Consider the following 20,726-nt stretch of genomic DNA (forward strand, 5'->3'; position numbering starts at 1 on the left):
TTATGAGTTCATATTTGAAATCTATTAACTTCTAAACGTCAAAATTAATAAATTTGTTATCTAATAAACAGCTTTTAAGTTTAAAATTAAGATTATTAAAACAATAGTATCTTTACTGAGAATAAAAAAAGCCTAAAATATTGGAAAATAATGAGACTAATAACATTAGATGATTTTATAGATACTTATTTTAAGATAAAGCAAAGAGGAAAACAGTTTTTCTTTTCAAAATTTACTTTAAATAGAGAAAAAAGAACAAAAAGTGCATTTAATGACAGTTCATTTATATCTTCTAATTTTTGGTCTATTCCAATGGTTAATGAACGTTGGAATTTTTTAATCTCTGGAAATAAAAATAAAAATTATCTAGATTTTTTAAAAGATAACTTTTTAAAAGATAAAACTGAGTTGCGCCTATTATCTTTAGGCTCTGGAATTTCTAATCCAGAAATTGAATTAGCAAAAAAATCACTAATTTTTAAAGAAATTGTTTGTGTAGATATTGCAACGAATTTATTAAAAAAAGCAGCAAAAAAAGCTTCTGAAAACAATCTAACTAACATCACTTTTATAGCCAAAAATATTAATGAATTTGATTTTAAAGAAAATGATTTTGATATCGTTTTTTTTAAATCTTCACTTCATCATTTTAATAATATAGATTTACTATTATCTAAACAAATAAAAAAAACACTAAAACCAAATGGCTTTCTTATTATTAATGAATTTGTTGGTGCAACAAGACATCAATTTTCTAGAAATCAAATTAAAAACATAAATGAAACCATCAAATTAATCCCAAAAAAATTTAGAACACGTTACAAAACATCAATCCATAAAAATAAATATAGAGGCGTAGGATTATTTAGAATGATAATGGCAGATCCTTCTGAATGTGTAGATTCTAGTAGTATTATGCCTTCAATACATAAACATTACAAAGTTGTTTTAGAAAAGCCTTATGGTGGAAACTTATTAATGAGCGCTTTGAGAGACATATCTCATCACTTTTTTAATTTAGATAAAGAAAAAAAGGAAGTATTAGAAAAGGTTTTTTTATTTGAAGACAATTACCTTTTAAGTAATTCTTCAGACTTTGTGTTTGGTATTTACCAAAATAACAGCTAACAATTATGAATTTAGAAATAGAGAGAAAATTTTTAGTAAAAAATGATGACTTTAAAAAAGAGAAACATCAAAAAAAATACATAAAACAAGGATATTTAAATTCTAATAAAAGTAGAACTGTTAGAGTTAGAATTGCAGAGAATAAAGCTTTTTTAACAATAAAGGGAAAGTCTAACAAAACAGGAACTAGCAGATACGAATGGGAAAAAGAAATACAACTTACTGAAGCTGAAGATTTATTACTTTTATGTGAACCTACCATTATTGAGAAAAACAGGTATCTTATAAAAAAAGGAAAACACCTTTTTGAAGTTGATGAATTTTTGGGAGAAAACGAGGGTTTACGTATTGCAGAAATAGAATTACAAGAGGAAGACGAAAAATTTGAAAAACCAGATTGGTTGTCTAAAGAAGTAACTGGAATTATTAAGTATTACAATTCTTATATCAGTAAAAATTCATTTAAAAAATGGGTATAAAAAACCTCGAAAAAAAAGTTCTAAGAAATTTCATAAAACTACTGCTATCTATAAAATATTATATACGGATAAGAAATGACTAATACTACCCAAAAGTACAAATAAGTGAAAGATTGCATGGTTGTATGAAAGTTTTTTTATCACATATAAAATGGCTCCAATACTATAAAAAACACCTCCTAAAAAAAGTAAATTTAGGCTGTAAGAAGACAAATTTTCTATTAAAGGTTTTATAAAAAACACCACTTGCCACCCCATTAACAAATACATTGCTGTAGAAATTATATTGAATTTTCCTGTAAAAAAAAGTTTTAAAATAATACCCACCAAAGCAAAAAGCCAAACAAAAATTACCATGTAATTGCCCAAAGTACTATCTAAGGCAACCAAACAATAAGGTGTATAGCTACCCGCAATTAAAACATAAATGGCTGCATGATCAAAAATATTTAACCTTCGTCTTTTAATGGCATTTTTTGCAGCGTGATAAAAAGTAGAAGCTGCATATAAAATAATCAAACTTGTGCCATAAATTATAAAACTTATAGGTTTTAAAAAACCGCTAAACTGAAGCGCTTTTATAATTAAAAATGGAAATGCAATAAGACTTAATAGTAAACCAAATGCATGAGACCAAATATTTAGCTTTTCTTCAGAATCTGAATAGTTATGATTTAATTTTTCGCTCATTTTGTCTAATGGTATCTTTCATATACTTTTTATCATTTGTCAATTCTTGGTAAATGGTTGCAAATGTTTTGTCTTTTAACTGATTCATATCATTTACTACAGACATCTCTTTAGTTTCTATAAATTTATGCTGTTTAATCCTTAATTTTCCTGGCCTCCCTTTAAAAACATCCCAAGAAAAAAAACGTTTACAATCGTAATAAGTTTGTGGCACAATGGGTATTGTAAACTCAATAGCTAAACTAAAAGCTCCTTGTTTAAAAGGTGCTAAAACAACATCTTCAGTAGGGACTAATCCTTCAGGAAAAATTGCCATGCTTACTCCATTTTGCAACCTTTCTTTAGCCATTTTAAAAACTCTTTTTCTACTTTCTAAACTACTTCTATCTACCATTATTACCACTCTTTTGTAGAAAAAACCAAATACAGGAATTTTAACTAGTTCTTTTTTACCCACAAAAACAATTGGATTTTTACTAATTGCAATTAACACAAAAGGATCTAACAACGATGCATGATTTGGGCAAAACATATAACTTTTATTAGGCTCTATTTCTTGTTCTGCTGTTAAATCTAACCTAAAACCCATTCCGTAAATTAGAATTTTAGATATAATTCTTGCTAATTTCCAAAATATAGGGTATTGATTTTCTTTAAATGTGAATACCAATAATAAAGGCGATAAAATTAAGATGGAGGCAAACATTAGTAGGTAAAACCATAAGCGCCAAACAAGTAAAAAAGGTATTTTTAAAATCTTCACGAATAGAATTGTAGTTAAATTATGTAATATTTACATTTATATTAAAAAAACTAACGTAACAAAAATACTAATATTCTTATTGTTTATTGATTTTACTAATCAAAACCTTATTTTTGTGCTTTAACCACGAGCATATATCTAATACTCGTAAAAAAATCATATAAATAAAAATAAATGTCTAGAATTTTAACAGGTGTACAAAGTACGGGTACCCCGCATTTAGGAAATTTATTGGGTGCTATTTTACCAGCTGTAGAAATGGCAAACAACCCAGAAAATGAAGCTTTTCTTTTTATTGCAGATATGCATTCTTTAACTCAAATTAAAAATGGTACTATTTTAAGAGAAAACACTTATAGTACAGCAGCAACTTGGTTGGCTTGTGGTTTAGACATTCATAAAACTGTTTTTTACAGACAAAGTGATATACCACAAACTGCAGAGTTAACTTGGTATTTAAGCTGTTATTTTCCTTATCAAAGACTTACTTTGGCACATAGTTTTAAAGATAAATCTGATAGATTAGCAGACGTAAATGCAGGTTTATTTACCTACCCAATGTTAATGGCTGCAGATATTTTGTTGTACGATGCAGAAATTGTACCTGTTGGTAAAGACCAATTACAACATTTAGAAATTACTAGAGATGTTGCCAGCAGAATTAACAATGTTATAGGAGATACTTTGGTGCTGCCAAAAGCAAAAATACAAGAGCACACAAAACTTGTACCTGGTACAGATGGAGAAAAAATGAGTAAATCTAGAAATAATACCATTAATATATTTTTAACTGATAAAAAGTTAAGAAAACAAATAATGGGTATTAAAACAGATAGTTTGGCTTTAGAAGAGCCCAAAAATCCAGATACAGATAACGTTTTTGCTCTTTATAAATTAATTGCTAATGAAGAGCAAATTGAAAAGATGAGAGCAAATTATGTAGGTGGTAATTATGGTTATGGACATGCAAAACAAGCATTGTATGAATTAATTTTAGAAAAATTTGCTGCAGTTAGAGAACGTTATCATCATTTTATGGAGAATAAACACGAAATTGATGAAGCGCTAAATATAGGTGCTTCAAAAGCAAAAATTACTGCAGATTTAGTTTTAAAAAGACTAAGAAATAAAATAGGATACTAAAAAAAACCTCGCAAATTGCGAGGTTTTTTTTACATTATAAGTGTTTTTTTTATAACCACTCACAAATAATACCTCCCATTAACGCTAAAGTAACAATCCAATAACCAGCATTTATGGCTACATATTTAAATGATTTTTTTTCGAACATTGCTTGTATGCCTAAAATTGGTAAAATCAAAAAAACACCATATAATATACCATGAAAAGCACCGTGTTTAAAAGTTCTAAATCTGTCTCCATAAGTAGATACAAATTTTTCAAAATAAGAATAGGCTTCTCCTGTTTGTTCATTAAAACCAGGCTCGCCTGCTAATGTAGAGTAAGCGCCCATTTGATGGATAACCATTGGCATTAAAGCAAAAGCTATAAGTACACTTAAAATAAAACAAATAACTAGTGTTTTTGCCATATTTGTTCCTTCTAAAGACTCTTTGGTAAAACCCATTTGTCGCATCCAAGTATTACCAAATAAAGGTCCATACCAAAAAAACCGATAAACATTGGCAATAATGCCGCTACAAAAAAGATGTAAAAATTCATTTCCATAATATATAAAATTTTTTAGTTGAAAATCAAATATAGTAAATAAGAAATTGATATTTAGATGTTTACAAAAAAAATAAACCTAAAAGAAGTTTCTTTTAGGCTTGGATTAATTTTTAAATTAAAGATCTTTATTGAATCTTCATCGATTTTGCAATGGCTTCTAACTCAAACATAAAAGCTCTTTTATTTACAGAGGGTGCATAGGTAAAACCTTCGAAAACTAGAATTCTATTATTCTTTTTATCTACAATAGAATAGTTTAAAAAAGGACCTGCCATAAAATCGTTTTTAACCTCCCATTTACCTCTAGTTTCAAAAGCTTTTAAACCGTTAAAAGTTATTTCTGATGTGAAAGGTGTGTAGGCTTCTTCTGTAATCATGTGCATGGTTTCTGGATTTGAACCAGGAATGTATTTTGCACCAATACTATCTCTAACAGACACAATGTTTTCGGGTACTTTTTCTTCATCTTCTAAAGGAATTGCATACATTAATATATTGTTACTACCTGTTTTAGCAATACCACTAGTTAAATGTTGTCTTAACCATAAAAATTCACCTGTATCGTCTACAGTTTTAAAATTATCTGGTATGGTTAAAGTAACCCCTAAATTTTGTACTGTTTTATATTTACTTTCATCAAGCTTTCTCTTTTTAAAAAGATTTTGAGTCATAGAAATATCAGATGCTATAAAAGCAGCTATAATTTCATTTTCGTGTTTTTGAAACATTTTTATAACACCTTCATCATCTTTTGCATATACATATACAATGGTTTGTGGTTGCGCATAAACATTTTTCTTAATAAAAAAATCTTCTTTATCACCATTCCCTATTACTAGAACGTTTCTAGAAACCTTCATCATACTACCAAAACCATTGGGTGCTACTTGCGATATCGATAAGATGGGTTCTGGTTGTGGCAAACCAACCATTAGTTCTCCAAAAGAATTTCTAATTTTATCACCTAAATCTCCATTCCAATCACTCGCTTTAGTAACTACCATTACTTTATTTATTTTACCAATGGAGTTTCTTTGTACAAATTTATCATTACCTGTACAAGATGTTATTAAGATTACAAAGGTAAATAGAGTTATTATTTTTTTCATTTTGATTTAGCTTTTATATATTTTAAGTTTAGTTCCTGGTTTTAGACTTTTAGCACTCCAAATATTGTTCCACTTTTTAATTTCTTCTATAGAAACATTTTTAAATTTTCTAGAAATTGTCCATAAAGAATCTCCTTTTTGTACAGTATAAGTTTCAAACTTGGTTTTTTTAGTATATTTTATTGTTTTTTTATTGCTTGCAATTTGAACAGATTTTTTAGGAATTGCCAGTTTTTTAGGATAAATACTTAAACGTTGTCCGATTCTTAATCGACTAGTTTTTAAACGATTCCATCTTTTAATATCACTAACTCTTACACCATATCTGTTTGCAATTTTGCCTAAGAAATCGCCACTTTTTACTCTGTAACGAATGCGTTTATCCATTTCAAAATACTTAGGTAAAGGCTTTTCTCTTTTTGCTGCATCTTCTGCTGCCAAGGTATACATTGCTTCTTCTTTATCTAAAAAGTGAAATACGTTTTTTCTAGGCAAGGTTACAGCGTAATTTTTATTAGCAACAAAAGGAATAATATCTAATTTGTAAGAAGGATTTAAAAACTGAATTAACTCTGAACTAATGCCTGTAGTTTCTGAAATATGATCGAAACTAATGGTTTTTTTTATTTGAATAGTATCTGTTTCGAAATGACGAATTTGTGGTGATTCTGCAATTAATTGATGTTCTTTTTGATACTCAAACAAATACATGGTTGCATAAAATGCAGGCACATAACCTGCTGTTTCTCTTGGTAAAAAAGGTCTAATATTCCAGTAATTTCTATAACCTCCAGAGCGTTTTATAGCTTTTGCAACATTTCCAGGACCAGAGTTATAGGCTGCTAAAGCCAAATCCCAATCGCCAAAAATATTGTATAAATCTGATAAATATTTACATGCAGCAATGGTAGCTTTAACTGGGTCTTGACGCTCATCTACATAAGAACTTACTTTTAAATTGTATTGTATACCTGTTGTGTACATAAATTGCCACAAACCTGTGGCACCCACTCTAGATTTTGCAGTTGGGTTTAATGCAGATTCTACAATTGCCAAATATTTCATTTCTAAAGGAATATCGTACTGATCTAAATATTTCTCGAACATTGGAAAGTAAAAAACTGCTTTTGCCATTAAAGCTGGATAATATCTTTTTCTGTATTTTAAATACGATTTTATAACTTTTTCTAATGCAGGGTTGTAAGCAATATGAAAAGGTGTTTTGGTATCAATTTTTTGCAATCTTTCTTTTAAAATTGGGGTTGATAAGGGTACATCCTCTACTTTTTTATCGTTGATGTTTTTAATAAAATATTCAGAAGTATCGTACAAAGGCGATTTATACTTTGTATCCATTAACAAACTATCTATCAACACAATATCATAATCTGTAAACAAATCTGTACGTGATATTTTTTTAGGAATTGTATTTGTAGGTATTTGTGCAAAAATACTTGAAGAGATCAAAAAAAGGATCAAAAATTTTTTCATTATATAATTGTTAGCTTCTTTATAATTTAGCTAAATAGTGTTTAAAAAGTTAATTCTACAGCAATTGGGCAATGGTCTGAATGTTTGGCTTCACCCAAAATATACGCTCTAGAAATATTGTTTTTTAAAGGTTCTGAAACCATGGCATAATCTAAACGCCAACCTTTATTATTGGCTCTTGCGTTTGCTCTATAACTCCACCAAGAATATTCTTGCTTTTCTGGATTTAGATATCTAAAACTGTCAATAAATCCGCTTTCTATAAACTCGCCAATCCATTGTCTTTCTTCTGGTAAAAAGCCAGAAACACCTTTCATTTTTGGATTGTGTATATCTATTTCTTCGTGACAAATATTGTAATCTCCACAGATCACTAAATTGGGTATTTCTTGTTTTAAATGGTTAATGTATTCTTGGATTTCATCCATATAATTTAGCTTAAAACTCAATCTATCTAAATTTGTACCCGATGGCAAATACATGCTCATAATTGAGACATCATCAAAATCTACTCGTAGATTTCTACCTTCAAAATCCATTGTTTCTATGCCTGTACCATACACCACATTATTGGGTTTTTGTTTGCATAAAATTGCAACAGATGAATAGCCTTTTTTTTGTGCAGAAAACCAATAATGATATGGGTAACCTGCATTTTCGAAATCCTCTAAATTTAATTGTTCTTTGTGTGCTTTGGTTTCTTGTATGCAAATAACGTCTGGATTTGCGGCTTCTAACCAATTTAAAAATCCTTTTTTTAATGCTGCTCTAATTCCGTTTACGTTGTAAGATATTATTTTCATATTCTCATATTTATTTCTTCCTAAAGGAAAGAAAACTGAATCTCTAAAGTTTTTTATGAATTACTTTTTTAAAAAATAACCATTTAATTTGTGCTTCTTTACCGTTTTGTTTTTCTACAATTTTTACTTTTGGTGATAAAATGTAGGCCAAACCTACTGCAATTGCTGTATTAATTAAAATTTCTTTTACGTTAAAAACTTTATCTAACAACAATATAAAAACCAGAATTAAAAATGGAGTTATCAACCAATATGTTTTTTTAAAAAGCTCCATTCGTTTTATTTAACTTTATAATTATCTCTTAAGGTTCTTCTCATAATTTTATTAGATGCAGTTCTTGGCAACACATCAATCTTTAGCAAATCTGCAACTTTGAATAAAGGATTCAGTTCTGTTTTTACAATTTTTTGGGCTGCTTTTAATCGATCTTCATCGTTATTTTGGTTTTTATTCTCTACATAAAACACCACTAATTTTGCAGGACCTCCATCTTCTGGAGCAGCTGCAATGGCAGCAGATTCTAACACAAAATTTAATTGATTGATAGCCGCCTCTATTTGAGTAGCGCTTACTTTTATTCCGCCTAAATTCATAGCATCGTCTACGCGTCCTAAAATTTTAAAATAGCCGTTTTCTAATTGCCTTAACTCATCTCCATGCCTTCTTAAAACTTTTTGATGTTTAGGTGTGTCATCATAATATATTTTTTGATGATTTTTATTGAGCAACTCTGTAGAAAGTCCCATAATTGGCGGAATTAAAAAAACTTCTCCTTGCGTAGTTTCCTGATAATTTTCATTTAACAAAACAAAATCGCTACCTAAAGCTTTGGTAGAAAAAGTACTTGGTATATTTTCTTGCACAACTGTACTTGTTATGTAACCACCACCAATTTCTGTACCTCCACAATACTCTATAACTGGTTTGTTGTTTGCCAGTTGCATTAAATAGTTCATTTCTGTAGGGTTAGAAACCTCTCCTGTAGAACTATAATTTTTAATTGCATTCCAATTAAATGGCTCCATACAACCTGAATTCTTCCAATGTTTTACAATACTAGGTATTACTCCCAACATAGATACTTTTGCATTTTGAACAAATTCTCCAAAACCTGCACCTAAAGGTGCATCATAATACAAACCTATAGCTGCTTTATTTATTAAGGTTGCAAAAATTAACCAAGGTCCCATCATCCAACCTAAGTTGGTGGGCCAACAAACTACATCATTTTCTTGTATATTTTGATGATAGAAGCCGTCTGAAGCTGCCTTTATTGCTGTGGTATGATTCCAAGGAATTGCTTTAGGCTCTCCTGTTGTACCCGAAGAAAAAAGGATGGTTATACAATCTTGTGGTGATTGTTTTACAGAGGTAAAATTGGTGTTTTCTGATAGAAAATCATCCCAAGAAACATCTTGATTTCTTAGTGAAACAGCTGTTTCTTTTTGCGTTTTTAGAACAACTATTTTATGGGTATTGGCGGTTACAACTTTTTCATATAAAGGAAATATTTTACCAGCTCTCTCTAAAACATCTTGTGTAAAAACTACTTTTGGGTTTGTAATTTGTAATCGAACTTGAATTTCTTTTGGGGTAAAACTATCTACAATTGTAGCTACTTTAATACCCGCTTTTATGGCAGCTAAATAAATAGCTACACACTCAACTGTCATTGGTAAATCTATTGCAATGGTATCCCCTTTTTTTACTTGAATATTTTTAAAACTATTGGCAATTTTATTTACAAGATTTTCTAATTCTTTTTGTGTTACTTTTTGAACCTCTTTATTGGGTTTTTGAAACACAATTGCAGTAGCATTATCTTTATTTTGAAAACAAGAATCTATGATGTTTAATTGAGCACCAAACAACCATTTTGCTTTGGTTACTCCATCATCAATATTTAAAATTTGTTCAAATTTTTTATGTTGAATGATATGAAGATTTGCAACAGTTTCTTCCCAAAAAGTTTCTTTATGTGCAACAGACCACTCCCATAAATCTTTATAATTGGTAAATTGATGTTTTTTCATCAACGTATCAATATTTGAGTTTAGTGTTTTTTCTACTGTTGGTTGCCACATAGATGAATGGTATTAAAAATCTGTATCTTCTTCTGGAATTGTATCTATTTTGTCTTTCTCTTCTTCATCTGTTTTTTCATCACAATCTACTTTGATACTTAAATCTTCTGGTCTTTCAAAATCTTCTTTACTAATGTTTAAGCTTTTATCTGCATAACATTTTTTCATAAATAAAGCCCAAGAGGGTAAAGACATGGTTGCTCCTTGTCCATAACCAATTCCAGTGAAATGGGTTGATCTATCCTCTCCACCTGTCCAAACTCCTGTTGCCAAATTAGGCACAATTCCCATAAACCAACCATCTGACTGATTTTGTGTTGTACCTGTTTTTCCTGCAATTTCGTTTTCAAAATTATAAGGAAAACCCGTAACTATTTTTGGAAAGGTAGTGTAAGGAGAACGCAATCTAACACCAGAACCAGACTGTGTAACTCCTTTTAATAAATCGATAATTACATAAGCAGATTCTTCACTTAAAACCTCTTGAGTTTTTGGTGTAAATTGTTCTAAAACTGTTCCGTTTTTGTCTTCTATTCTAGTAATAATCATTGGGCTTACACGCAAACCACTATTGGCAAACGTAGCATAAGCACTTACCATTTCTAGTAAAGATAAATCTACAGCACCTAAAGCGATAGATGGTATAGCTTTAATCTCACTTTCTATACCGGCAGCTTTTGCCAAACGTACAACATTTGCTGGAGAAACCATATCTATTAATCTTGCAGACATCGTGTTTACAGAACTTGCTAAACCTTGTTTTAAAGTTAACATACCTCCATATTTTTCATTAGAATTTTTAGGCATCCATTCTTCTGGGATACCATATTTTCCTTGTGGTATGGTGTAAGGTACATTTGGAAACTGATCACAAGGAGACATTTTTAACTGATTGATAGCTGTTGCATACACAAAAGGTTTAAAGGTAGAGCCTACTTGCCTTTTTTGTTGCTTTACAGCATCATATTTAAAATGTTTGTAATTTACACCACCTACCCAAGCTTTTATATGACCTGTTTGTGGCTCTATAGATAGTAAACCTGAACGTAAAAAGAATTTATAATATTTAATTGAATCGTTTGGAGACATGATGGTATCTAAATCTCCTTTGTAAGAAAACACTCGCATTGCTGTTTTCTTGTTAAATACTTGGTCTATGTATTTTTTAGATTTTCCTGCGTTTTTTAAACGTTTGTATCTGTCTGAATTTCTTTTGGCCCTTTCTAAAATACCTTTAATTTGACTTTTTTCGATGTCGTAAAAAGGCGCTGTTTTGTTTTTCTTTTGTTCTTTAAAAAAGAATTTTTGCAAGTTGGCCAAATGTTCATTTACAGCTTCTTCTGCATATTGTTGCATTCTAGAATCTAAGGTTACGTATATTTTTAAACCATCTCTAAAAATATCATATTCTTCTCCATTAGGTTTTGGATGCCTTTCTACCCACTTACGCATTACTTTTTGTAGATGACCTCTAAAATAAGTAGCATAACCATCACTATGGCTTTCTGGAGTAAAGTTAATTTTTAAGGGTAATTTTTGTAAAGAATCTTTTTCTTTTTTTGATAAAAATTCATTCTTGTACATTTGTGCAAAAACCACGTTTCTTCTTATCAACGATTTTCCTTTAGAAATTTCTCTATTAGGATTGTATTGTCTGGGGTTTTTTAACATTCCAACTAAAATAGCCGCTTCTTGCACATCTAAATCTTTGGCTTCTTTACCAAAATAAATTCTTGCTGCAGAGCGTATGCCAGAGGCATTAAATAAAAAGCCTTGCGTATTTAAATACATAGCAATAATTTCTTGCTTTGTGTATTGGCGTTCTAATTTAATGGCAACAATCCACTCTTTTGATTTTTGTAATACTCTTTTAAAAATATTACTAGATGCTCTTTTGGTAAATAAATTTTTAGCTAATTGCTGCGTAATAGTACTTGCACCACCACTACCTGGTTTTAAAACAGCTCTTACAGTACCTCTAAAATCGATACCAGAATGTTCGTAAAAACGCTCGTCTTCTGTAGCAACCAAAGCATTTACTAAGTTTGTTGGCAACTCTTTAAAGTGTATAGGCGTTCTGTTTTCTTTAGCGTATTTACCAATGGTTTTACCATCTATAGAAATTACTTCTGTAGCTAAGTTAGTTTGTGGGTTTTCTAATTCTTCAAAAGTTGGTAAAGCACCAAAACCACCTACTGAGGCAATAAAGAAAAGTAGTAAGATAATTCCAAAACCGCCTAAAATAATTCCCCAAAACCATTTTACATATTTTTTATAGCTTGTTTTTTCTTTTTTTTTCATGATAAAAAATTGTTCTCAACATGGTGTTGAGCTTTTATATATTGATATTTTCTATGTATGTTTTATTCGATTTTTTCGATACTAAAACCCACATCTTGTATACCTTTTAAATTATTTAGTGGTTCTATTTCTCCGTTTTTTCTCATAGCTTGAAAAATCTCTACAGCATAACTACCCGATTTTGGAAAAACTTTACGTTCCTTATAAAATAGTTTATTTTCTTTAATTTCAGAAAAACCGCTTCCTAAATAAGCACCTTTTTCATCTGCCATTTTATATTGTAAAGTATCTACAACTTTTGTGCTATCTGGAAATTTTAAAACCGTTATTAAGTATAAATTACTAAACTCGTAAGCACTATTATTGCGTATGTTTATAAATAAGTTTTTGGGCGATAGCGTATCTGTAATATTAAAATTAAAACTTATTTTCTTTGATGCTTTCCAAGAACTATCTTTAAGGGTTTTATATTGACTAAATTCTACTTTATCATTACAGGAAATGCACATTGTGCACACCACAAAAAGTAAACAAAAAAGTTTATTTTTCTGAATCGTTTCCATTTTTTGGATTATTATTTGCACGATTTCTGTTATTCTTTCTTCTTGGTTGATTTGTTTTTGTTATTTCGCCTGTTGGCTTGTTTTTAGTATTGTTTTGTTTTCTAGGATTTGGATTATTTTTATTTTGTTGTTTTGCCTGAGGTTTTCTCTTCGTATTTGTTTTTGGCGCTACTTTTGTAGCATCAGCTCCTACAGGTTTTTTCTTTTTTCTATTTCTATTATTTCTTCTACGTTTACTTGTTTTTGGAGCATCAAAACGTGTTAAACTATCTTGCCCAACTGCATCTTCAAAATCTACCTTTTCTGGAATTACCACATCAGATTCGTATTCTTCTAGCGTTGCAGACTTTTTGTTGTTTTTATTAAGTTCTATAATTTCTAAAACCTGTTCTAAAGTTAAACGAAACCATTTAAAACGCTCTTCTTTGTAGGTATACCAAAGGTGATTTTTAAAAATATCCATCTTTACAAAAACAGCCTCTCCTTTTTCTGTTTTTAAAACAACATCTTGTTTAGGAAAGGATTTTAAGGCATCTAAATAGGTGTCTAACTCAAAATTTAAACAACATTTTAATTTACCACATTGCCCTGCTAATTTTAAGGGGTTTAAAGATAATTGCTGATAACGTGCTGCAGATGTTGTTACTTTTCTAAAGTCTGTTAACCAGGTAGAACAACACAGCTCTCTACCACAAGAACCTACACCACCTAAACGTGCTGCTTCTTGTCTGGCACCCACTTGTTTCATTTCTACACGAATAGAAAATGCGCTTGCCAAATCTCTAATCAACTGTCTAAAATCTACCCTAGATTCTGCTGTGTAGTAAAAAGTAGCCTTATTACCATCTCCTTGATATTCTACATCAGACAATTTCATTTGCAAACCTAAACGTCCTAAAATTTCTCTTCCTCTTCTTTGGGTTTCTTCTTCTTTAGCTCTTGCTTGTTGCCAAACATCAATATCTCTTTGGCTTGCTTTTCGGTAAATTTTCTTTACATCTTCACTATCTTCGGTAATTTTGCGTTTTTTCATTTGCACTTTTACCAATTCTCCTGCCAAAGAAACTGTACCAATATCGTGCCCAGGATTTCCTTCAACAGCCACAATATCTCCCATAGTTATGGGTAAATTATCTACATTTTTATAAAAATGTTTTCTTCCGTTTTTAAAACGGACTTCAAAAATATTAAAACGCTCTTGTCCACTAGGTAAGGTCATGTTAGACAACCAATCAAAAACGGCTAGTTTATTACTACCGCTTCCACAAGTTCCTGTGCCACAATTACCATTACTTTTACATCCTCTTGGTACTCCATTTTCTGTTGTACCACAACTTCCACATGCCATATATATTGTTAGTTTTTAGTTGTTAATTTTTAGTTGTTTGCAAACTTTTATAATAAGTTTACATACATAACTAAATAACGAACACCACAAACTTTTATTTAAATTGATTACTAAATAGTTACAATAAAATTTACTTTTATTGCTTAACGAGTAAAGATATAAAATTTGATTGACCCATAAAATTTAATTTTTTGATAAAAAAAAGACCTCAAAAATGAGGTCTCATAAAATTACTTCTTGAACTTTAGGACTTCACTTCTACCTTTTTTAAAAATTTTATTGCTATTTCCTTTCCCTTTTCTGAGCTGTTTTTGCTCTTCAAAAGGTAAAAGAATAATTTCTTGGCAATCTGTAGAGCAAGTATTTTCCATTTTTTCTGAGCATTCATCACACTGTATAAATAATAAATGACAGGCTTCATTAGCACAATTGGTATGTGTATCACAGGGTTTTCCGCACTGATGACAATTGGAAATTATATCGTCTGTAATTTTTTCTGCTCTTCTATGATCAAATACAAAATTTTTACCAATAAATTTATTTTCTATGCCTTGTGCATTTACTTGGCGTGTGTATTCTATAATACCACCTTCTAACTGAAACACATTTTTAAAGCCTTTATGTTTGTAGTATGCAGAGGCTTTTTCGCAACGAATTCCGCCAGTACAATACATCAATAAATTTTTATCTTCTTTGTTGTCTTTTAAATCTTCTTCTATAATATCTAAAGAATCTCTAAAAGTATCTACATCTGGAGTTATAGCTCCATCAAAATGCCCAATTTCACTCTCATAATGATTGCGCATATCTACACAAACAGTATCAGGATTTGCCAACATTTCGTTAAACTCTTTTGCGTTTAAATGTACTCCTTTATTGGTTACATTAAACGTATCATCATTTAAACCATCTGCCACAATTTTGTTTCTAACTTTTACTTTAAGTTTTAAAAACGACTTGTTATCTTGCTCTACAGCAATATTTAAACGAATATTTTTTAAAAAAGCAATGTTGTCTAATTGCTTTTTTAACGCAAGCATATTTTCTGATGGAACGGATAGTTGCGCATTAATACCCTCGTAAGAAACATAAATTCTACCTAAGACATCTAAAGCATTCCATTCTAGAAAAAGTTTATCTCGTAATAATTGTGGGTTTTCTATCTTATGGTATTGATAAAAAGAAATTGTAAGACGGTCTTTACCAGCCTTATCTATTAATGCAGCGCGTTCTTTTGCGCTTAATTTATTGTACAGTTGCATGCTATACCTTTTTTTAAGCTGAACTAGATTCAGGTTGTTATGAATAAATAATTTTTGCAAATGTAGTTAAATATTAGAAACCAGATTCAACCTCTAAAAAAGGTTTTTAATTTATAAATTATATCAATTTGTTAAAATTTAAACATTACAAATTATTTTGGTAAATATTTAATAAAAAAAAGGTTAGCATTAATTTTGTTAGCATCTTTGCAACATCAATAAAAAAATTTAAACTGATGAAAATAGCAGTAGTTGGCGCAACTGGAATGGTTGGCACAGTAATGTTAAAAGTTTTAGAAGAACGTAATTTACCAATTACAGAATTAATTCCTGTAGCTTCAGAAAGATCTGCAGGTAAAAAATTATCTTATAAAGGAAACAACTATACTGTTGTTACCTTAGAAGATGCAGTAAAAATGCAACCAGATGTGGCATTATTTTCTGCTGGTGGAGATACTTCTTTAGAATGGGCCCCAAAATTTGCAGCAGTAGGTACCACTGTTATAGATAATTCTTCTGCTTGGAGAATGGATCCAACCAAAAAATTGGTAGTGCCAGAAATTAATGGAGATGTTTTAACTGCCGAGGATAAAATTATTGCAAATCCAAATTGCTCTACGATTCAGTTAGTAATGGCTTTAGCGCCTTTACATTCAAAATACAAAATGAAACGTGTGGTAATTTCTACCTATCAATCTGTTTCTGGAACTGGTGTAAAAGCAGTACAACAATTAGATAATGAAGAAGCTGGTATTGATGGCGAAATGGCTTATCCACATAAAATTGGTAGAAACGCTTTACCACATTGCGATATTTTCTTAGAAAATGGCTACACCAAAGAAGAAATGAAATTGGTAAAAGAACCAAAGAAAATTTTACGCGACGATTCTTTTTCGGTAACCGCAACTGCAGTTCGTATTCCTACAGCTGGCGGGCATTCTGAAGCTGTAAATGTACAGTTCGAAAATGATTTTGATCTGGCCAAAGTACGTCAGATTTTAAATGAAACTTCTGGAGTTATTGTAGAAGATGATTTAGCAAATAACGTGTACCCTATGCCTGTAAATGCTCACAATAAAGATGAGGTGTTTGTAGGGCGAATTAGACGTGACGAGTCTCAAGAAAATACCTTAAATTTGTGGATAGTTGCTGACAACCTTAGAAAAGGTGCTGCAACAAATACTGTGCAAATTGCAGAGTATTTAATTGAGAAAAATTTAGTTTAATTTTTAAGATTTCTCTCCAGTTTAGAAATTGCAATAAAGCCGAGAAATCTAAAAATTTACAAAAACAAAAAATATAAAATGGCAACATTTCAAAACGTAACCATACAAGAAATAAAAACAGAAACCGCAAATGCGGTTTCTGTTGTTTTTAACATTCCTGAAAATCTAAAATCAGATTTTAATTTTACTGCAGGTCAATACATAACTCTACAAACAAAAATTAATAACCAAGAAATTAGAAGAGCTTACTCTATTTGTTCTACACCACAAAGTGGCGAAATTAGAGTAGCTGTAAAAGCTGTAGAAAACGGAACATTTTCTGTTTATGCAACTTCTAATTTAAAAGTAGGAGATGCTATAGAAATTTCTGCTCCAGAAGGTAGATTTCAACTAAAACCAGAAGCCAACAAAAACTATATTGCTTTTGCAGCTGGTTCTGGTATTACACCTATTTTATCTATGGTAAAAACGGTTTTAGAAAACCAACCAACAGCTACTTTTACATTGGTATATGGTAATAAATCTATTGCAGATACTATTTTTTATGATGAATTATTGGCTTTAGATACTAAATACGATAACTTTAATTTAGAATTTGTTTGTAGTAGAGAACGTCAAGAAAACATGTTATTTGGTAGAATAGACACTGCTTTTACCAACTTTTTTATCAAAAATAAATACAAAGACATTGCTTTTGATGCTGCTTTTTTATGTGGTCCAGAAGAAATGATACAAACAGTTTCTAATACTTTAAAAGAAGCTGGTTTTTCTGATGAAAATATTCATTTTGAATTATTTACAGTTACAGAAGATGAAAACGCAGTTTCTGAAATTAAAGAAGGTACTACAGAAATAACTGTCATGTTAGATGATGAAGAAACTACCTTTACTATGTCTCAAACAGACAATGTTTTGGCAGCAAGTTTACGAAACGAATTAGACCCACCTTACTCTTGTCAAGGCGGAGTTTGTAGTTCTTGTTTAGCTAAGGTTACAGAAGGTAATGCAGTAATGACTAAGAATTCTATTTTAACTGATGGCGAAGTTAAAGATGGTTTCGTGTTAACTTGTCAAGCACATCCAACCACTGCTAAATTAAAAATTGATTTTGATGATGTGTAAAATTCCGTATTTTTGTTAAATATGGATTTTTACGACTTTAAAAATGCTTTTCTAATAGGTTTTTTCATGGCTTTTATGATAGGACCTGTTTTTTTTATGCTGATACAAACCAGCATTTTAAAAGGTGCAAGAGCTGCAATTGCTTTTGATATAGGTGTTATTTTAGGCGATATTTCTTTTATTTTAATTGCTTATTATGGAAGTAGGTCTTTATTAGAAAAAATAAAAGACGATTCTAGGTTATTTTTTTTAGGTGGGTTGGCTTTAATTATTTACGGATTAATTACTTACCTAGATAAATCTAACAAAAAGGAAGCTATAGAAACTTCTAAAATTGTAAACGTCCCTATAAGAAACAACTATTTAAAACTTTTTTTTAAAGGCTTTTTTTTAAACTTTATAAATATTGGAGTTTTGGCATTTTGGCTAGGCACAATTTTAGTAATTGGGCCGACTTTAAACATGAATCAAAATGCTATTTTTTCATATTTTGGCGTCATTATACTTGGATATTTTACAACAGACATTGTAAAAATTATACTTGCAAAGCAATTAAAAAATAAAATGACTCCTTTTGTAATTTATAAAGTAAAAAAAATAATGGGTGTTATTTTAATTGTTTTTGGTTTTTTATTAATGCTTAAAGGCTTTATACCTAATGAAAGATTAGAGGAGTTTATTCATTAAACTTTTTAAGAAATAAAAAAAGCGAAGTTTAGTAACTTCGCTTTTTTTTGTATCTATAATTAAGTTGCTAATTTTTACCAAATACGTTGTTATCTAAATTAACATCTGCCATTAATTTACTTTTATCAATTTCTACTGCTTTTACTGTTTTAGAAGTTGTAAAAGTATAGGTTGGATATGCCCAACCCCAATCTTTAATAATGGTTGCAGAAGTTGGTTTGTGTCCTCTCATCATTCTTAAAGGAATATTGAAATTCTCTTTAGAACCATCTGTATACGTAACCTCTAAATCTATTGGCATTGGCATTTGCCCAATTCTTTCTAAAGTTATTATTTTATCATCAACAGACTTGATTCCATAATCTATGGTGTGTAAAGTTTGTGTCCATTCGTTTAAATACCAATCTAAATGAATCCCAGAAATCTTTTCCATAGAACGTTTTACATCATTTGGTGTTGGATGTTTAAAACTAAAATCTACAAAATATTTTTTAAGCCCTTTTGCTGTATTTTCTGCTCCAATAATATATTCTAATTGAGCTAAAAACATGCTTCCTTTTCCGTAAGCTGCAAAACTATAGCCTCTGTTTGTATTAAATCTATCAGAATGTGTTGTTAACACCTCTTCAGTTCCAGAGTTTACCATGTAATTGTATCCTCTGTAGGGTCCAGCATTTGGGTTTTTATCGCCTTTATTTACTATTGCTGCAGATGCTTTAGCAGAAATATAACTTGTAAAACCTTCATCCATCCAAGAATGTTTACTTTCATTAGTTGCTAACAAAAACTGAAACCAAGTGTGCGCCATTTCGTGCGCTGTAACCCCAAATAAACTACCAAAATTTCTTTTTCCTGTAATTAATGTAGACATTGCATACTCCATACCACCATCTCCACCTTGTATTACAGAGTATTGTTTGTAAGGATATTGACCAACATTTTTAGAAAAATAATGCATCAATTCTGCTGTTTTTGGTTGTAAATCTTTCCAGTTTTTTAAATATTTTTCCTCTAAGTTTTTCTTGTACAAAAAGTGTAAATCAATACCATTTTTCATGGTATAAATGTCGTGTTTGTATTCTGGATCTGCAGCCCACATAAAATCGTGCACATTGGGTGCTTTAAAATGCCAAGTAAGTTTATCTGTATTAGGTACATTTAATGGCTTGCTTTTATCTTGATAACCGTGCCCAATTTCTTGTGGATTTTGTAAATAACCTGTACCACCAACAATATAATTTCTATCAATAGAAATTTTTACATCAAAATTACCCCAAACTCCATGAAATTCTCTAGCTATGTAAGGTGGTGTGTGCCATCCTTCAAAATCGTATTCTGCCATTTTAGGATACCATTGAGCCATAGAAAGTGCAATATCTTCTTTACTATCTCTACCAGATCTACGAATTTGTAAAGGTACTTGTGCATCAAAAATCATATCAAAAGTTACACTTTCGCCAGATTTTATAGGTTTATTTAACGTTACTTCTAAAATTGTACCTACGGTTTCAAAAGAAACTGCAGCCCCATTTTGTTTTAAAGAATTTACTTTAATGTACCCAATTTCTTCTGGTTTTAATTTGCTAATTCTATCTTTTACTCTGCTATCTGGATCTTTAATATTTAAAGATCTTACATCCATTTGAGAGCCAGGTTGAAAGGCATTAAAATATAAATGATAATACACCTTATCTAATTCGTCTGGAGAATTATTGGTGTACACTACTTTTTGGATTCCTTTGTATTGATGTTTTTCTGCATCTACATCAATATCCATAGCATAATCTATATGCTGTTGCCAGTAGGTTGTAAATTTGGGTACTGTTTTATTTGTTACGGTATGTACTTCTTTGGTTAGTGCACAAGCTGCAAAAAACAATATAAGACTACCTAAAAGAACTAATTTTTTCATGAATAAGATTGATTTAATTTGTGATAAAAATAAAAAACAACGATAATTAAATCGTTGTTTTTTAA

General features: G+C 30.2%; 19 protein-coding genes. 6 read left to right on the top strand and 13 right to left on the bottom strand.

Going from position 1 to position 20,726, the window contains the following annotated elements:
* Positions 1-150: 150 nt before the first annotated feature.
* Both AC2D6T_RS00740 and AC2D6T_RS00745 read left to right on the top strand, forming a co-directional pair.
* Positions 151-1,128, top strand: a complete 978-nt coding sequence (locus tag AC2D6T_RS00740) for a class I SAM-dependent methyltransferase (RefSeq protein WP_484680126.1) — start codon at positions 151-153, stop codon at positions 1,126-1,128.
* A gap of 5 nt (positions 1,129-1,133) precedes the next feature.
* A complete protein-coding gene (locus AC2D6T_RS00745) occupies positions 1,134-1,607 on the top strand; it encodes a CYTH domain-containing protein (RefSeq protein ID WP_484680127.1) in 474 nt (157 codons plus the stop codon).
* Positions 1,608-1,655: 48 nt separating this feature from the next.
* On the opposite strand, the gene trhA is transcribed toward AC2D6T_RS00745, so the two are convergent.
* Together trhA and AC2D6T_RS00755 are read right to left on the bottom strand one after the other, a co-directional pair.
* Positions 1,656-2,297 (bottom strand): PAQR family membrane homeostasis protein TrhA, encoded by a 642-nt coding sequence (gene trhA, locus AC2D6T_RS00750; protein ID WP_484680128.1) that lies wholly within the window; start codon positions 2,295-2,297, stop codon positions 1,656-1,658.
* Positions 2,275-3,060: a lysophospholipid acyltransferase family protein gene (locus AC2D6T_RS00755; protein ID WP_484680129.1), complete on the bottom strand. Its 786-nt coding sequence runs from the start codon at positions 3,058-3,060 to the stop codon at positions 2,275-2,277. The genes trhA and AC2D6T_RS00755 overlap by 23 nt, the downstream gene beginning before the upstream one ends.
* 174 nt (positions 3,061-3,234) lie before the next feature.
* On the opposite strand from AC2D6T_RS00755, the gene trpS reads away from it, so the two are divergent.
* Entirely contained in the window at positions 3,235-4,203 is a 969-nt protein-coding gene (trpS, locus tag AC2D6T_RS00760; protein WP_484680130.1) for a tryptophan--tRNA ligase, read from the top strand.
* Between the two features lie 49 nt (positions 4,204-4,252).
* Here the strand turns inward: trpS and AC2D6T_RS00765 are convergent, their stop codons facing one another.
* The 10 genes from AC2D6T_RS00765 to trhO form a co-directional block, all read right to left on the bottom strand.
* Complete coding sequence (locus AC2D6T_RS00765; protein WP_484680131.1) at positions 4,253-4,657, bottom strand: DUF1761 domain-containing protein; 405 nt, start codon at positions 4,655-4,657, stop codon at positions 4,253-4,255.
* A gap of 220 nt (positions 4,658-4,877) precedes the next feature.
* Positions 4,878-5,861 (bottom strand): DUF4837 family protein, encoded by a 984-nt coding sequence (locus AC2D6T_RS00770; RefSeq protein WP_438989885.1) that lies wholly within the window; start codon positions 5,859-5,861, stop codon positions 4,878-4,880.
* Between the two features lie 6 nt (positions 5,862-5,867).
* Positions 5,868-7,352 carry a lytic transglycosylase domain-containing protein gene (locus AC2D6T_RS00775; protein WP_484680132.1) on the bottom strand — a complete coding sequence of 495 codons (1,485 nt, stop codon included), beginning with the start codon at positions 7,350-7,352 and terminating at the stop codon, positions 5,868-5,870.
* 41 nt (positions 7,353-7,393) lie between these two features.
* Positions 7,394-8,155, bottom strand: a complete 762-nt coding sequence (locus AC2D6T_RS00780) for an exodeoxyribonuclease III (RefSeq protein WP_347186676.1) — start codon at positions 8,153-8,155, stop codon at positions 7,394-7,396.
* A 43-nt stretch (positions 8,156-8,198) separates the two neighbouring features.
* Positions 8,199-8,429 (bottom strand): hypothetical protein, encoded by a 231-nt coding sequence (locus AC2D6T_RS00785; RefSeq protein ID WP_484680133.1) that lies wholly within the window; start codon positions 8,427-8,429, stop codon positions 8,199-8,201.
* A 5-nt stretch (positions 8,430-8,434) separates the two neighbouring features.
* Entirely contained in the window at positions 8,435-10,240 is a 1,806-nt protein-coding gene (locus AC2D6T_RS00790) for an AMP-binding protein (protein ID WP_484680134.1), read from the bottom strand.
* Between the two features lie 12 nt (positions 10,241-10,252).
* Positions 10,253-12,541, bottom strand: coding sequence for a transglycosylase domain-containing protein (locus AC2D6T_RS00795; protein ID WP_298946111.1), 2,289 nt, complete (start codon positions 12,539-12,541; stop codon positions 10,253-10,255).
* 62 nt (positions 12,542-12,603) lie between these two features.
* The gene (locus tag AC2D6T_RS00800; protein WP_484680135.1) at positions 12,604-13,104 is read right to left on the bottom strand and encodes a gliding motility lipoprotein GldH; all 501 of its coding nucleotides are present in this window, start codon (positions 13,102-13,104) and stop codon (positions 12,604-12,606) included.
* A complete protein-coding gene (locus AC2D6T_RS00805) occupies positions 13,082-14,452 on the bottom strand; it encodes a PSP1 domain-containing protein (RefSeq protein WP_298946115.1) in 1,371 nt (456 codons plus the stop codon). Before AC2D6T_RS00805 ends, AC2D6T_RS00800 begins: the two co-directional genes overlap by 23 nt.
* Before the next feature lie 230 nt (positions 14,453-14,682).
* Positions 14,683-15,714, bottom strand: coding sequence for an oxygen-dependent tRNA uridine(34) hydroxylase TrhO (gene trhO / locus AC2D6T_RS00810; protein ID WP_484680136.1), 1,032 nt, complete (start codon positions 15,712-15,714; stop codon positions 14,683-14,685).
* 236 nt (positions 15,715-15,950) lie between these two features.
* On the opposite strand from trhO, the gene AC2D6T_RS00815 reads away from it, so the two are divergent.
* The 3 genes from AC2D6T_RS00815 to AC2D6T_RS00825 all read left to right on the top strand — a co-directional run bounded on the left by AC2D6T_RS00815 (position 15,951) and on the right by AC2D6T_RS00825 (position 18,749).
* Positions 15,951-16,940, top strand: a complete 990-nt coding sequence (locus AC2D6T_RS00815) for an aspartate-semialdehyde dehydrogenase (protein ID WP_484680137.1) — start codon at positions 15,951-15,953, stop codon at positions 16,938-16,940.
* A gap of 78 nt (positions 16,941-17,018) precedes the next feature.
* Positions 17,019-18,062 carry an FAD-binding oxidoreductase gene (locus tag AC2D6T_RS00820; protein ID WP_484680138.1) on the top strand — a complete coding sequence of 348 codons (1,044 nt, stop codon included), beginning with the start codon at positions 17,019-17,021 and terminating at the stop codon, positions 18,060-18,062.
* A 21-nt stretch (positions 18,063-18,083) separates the two neighbouring features.
* A complete protein-coding gene (locus tag AC2D6T_RS00825; RefSeq protein WP_484680139.1) occupies positions 18,084-18,749 on the top strand; it encodes a LysE family translocator in 666 nt (221 codons plus the stop codon).
* A gap of 67 nt (positions 18,750-18,816) precedes the next feature.
* Here AC2D6T_RS00825 and AC2D6T_RS00830 read toward each other — a convergent pair whose 3' ends face one another.
* Positions 18,817-20,661, bottom strand: a complete 1,845-nt coding sequence (locus AC2D6T_RS00830; protein WP_484680140.1) for a M1 family metallopeptidase — start codon at positions 20,659-20,661, stop codon at positions 18,817-18,819.
* Between the last annotated feature and the right edge of the window lie 65 nt (positions 20,662-20,726).

The organism is Polaribacter sp. YIW18 (assembly GCF_057219325.1).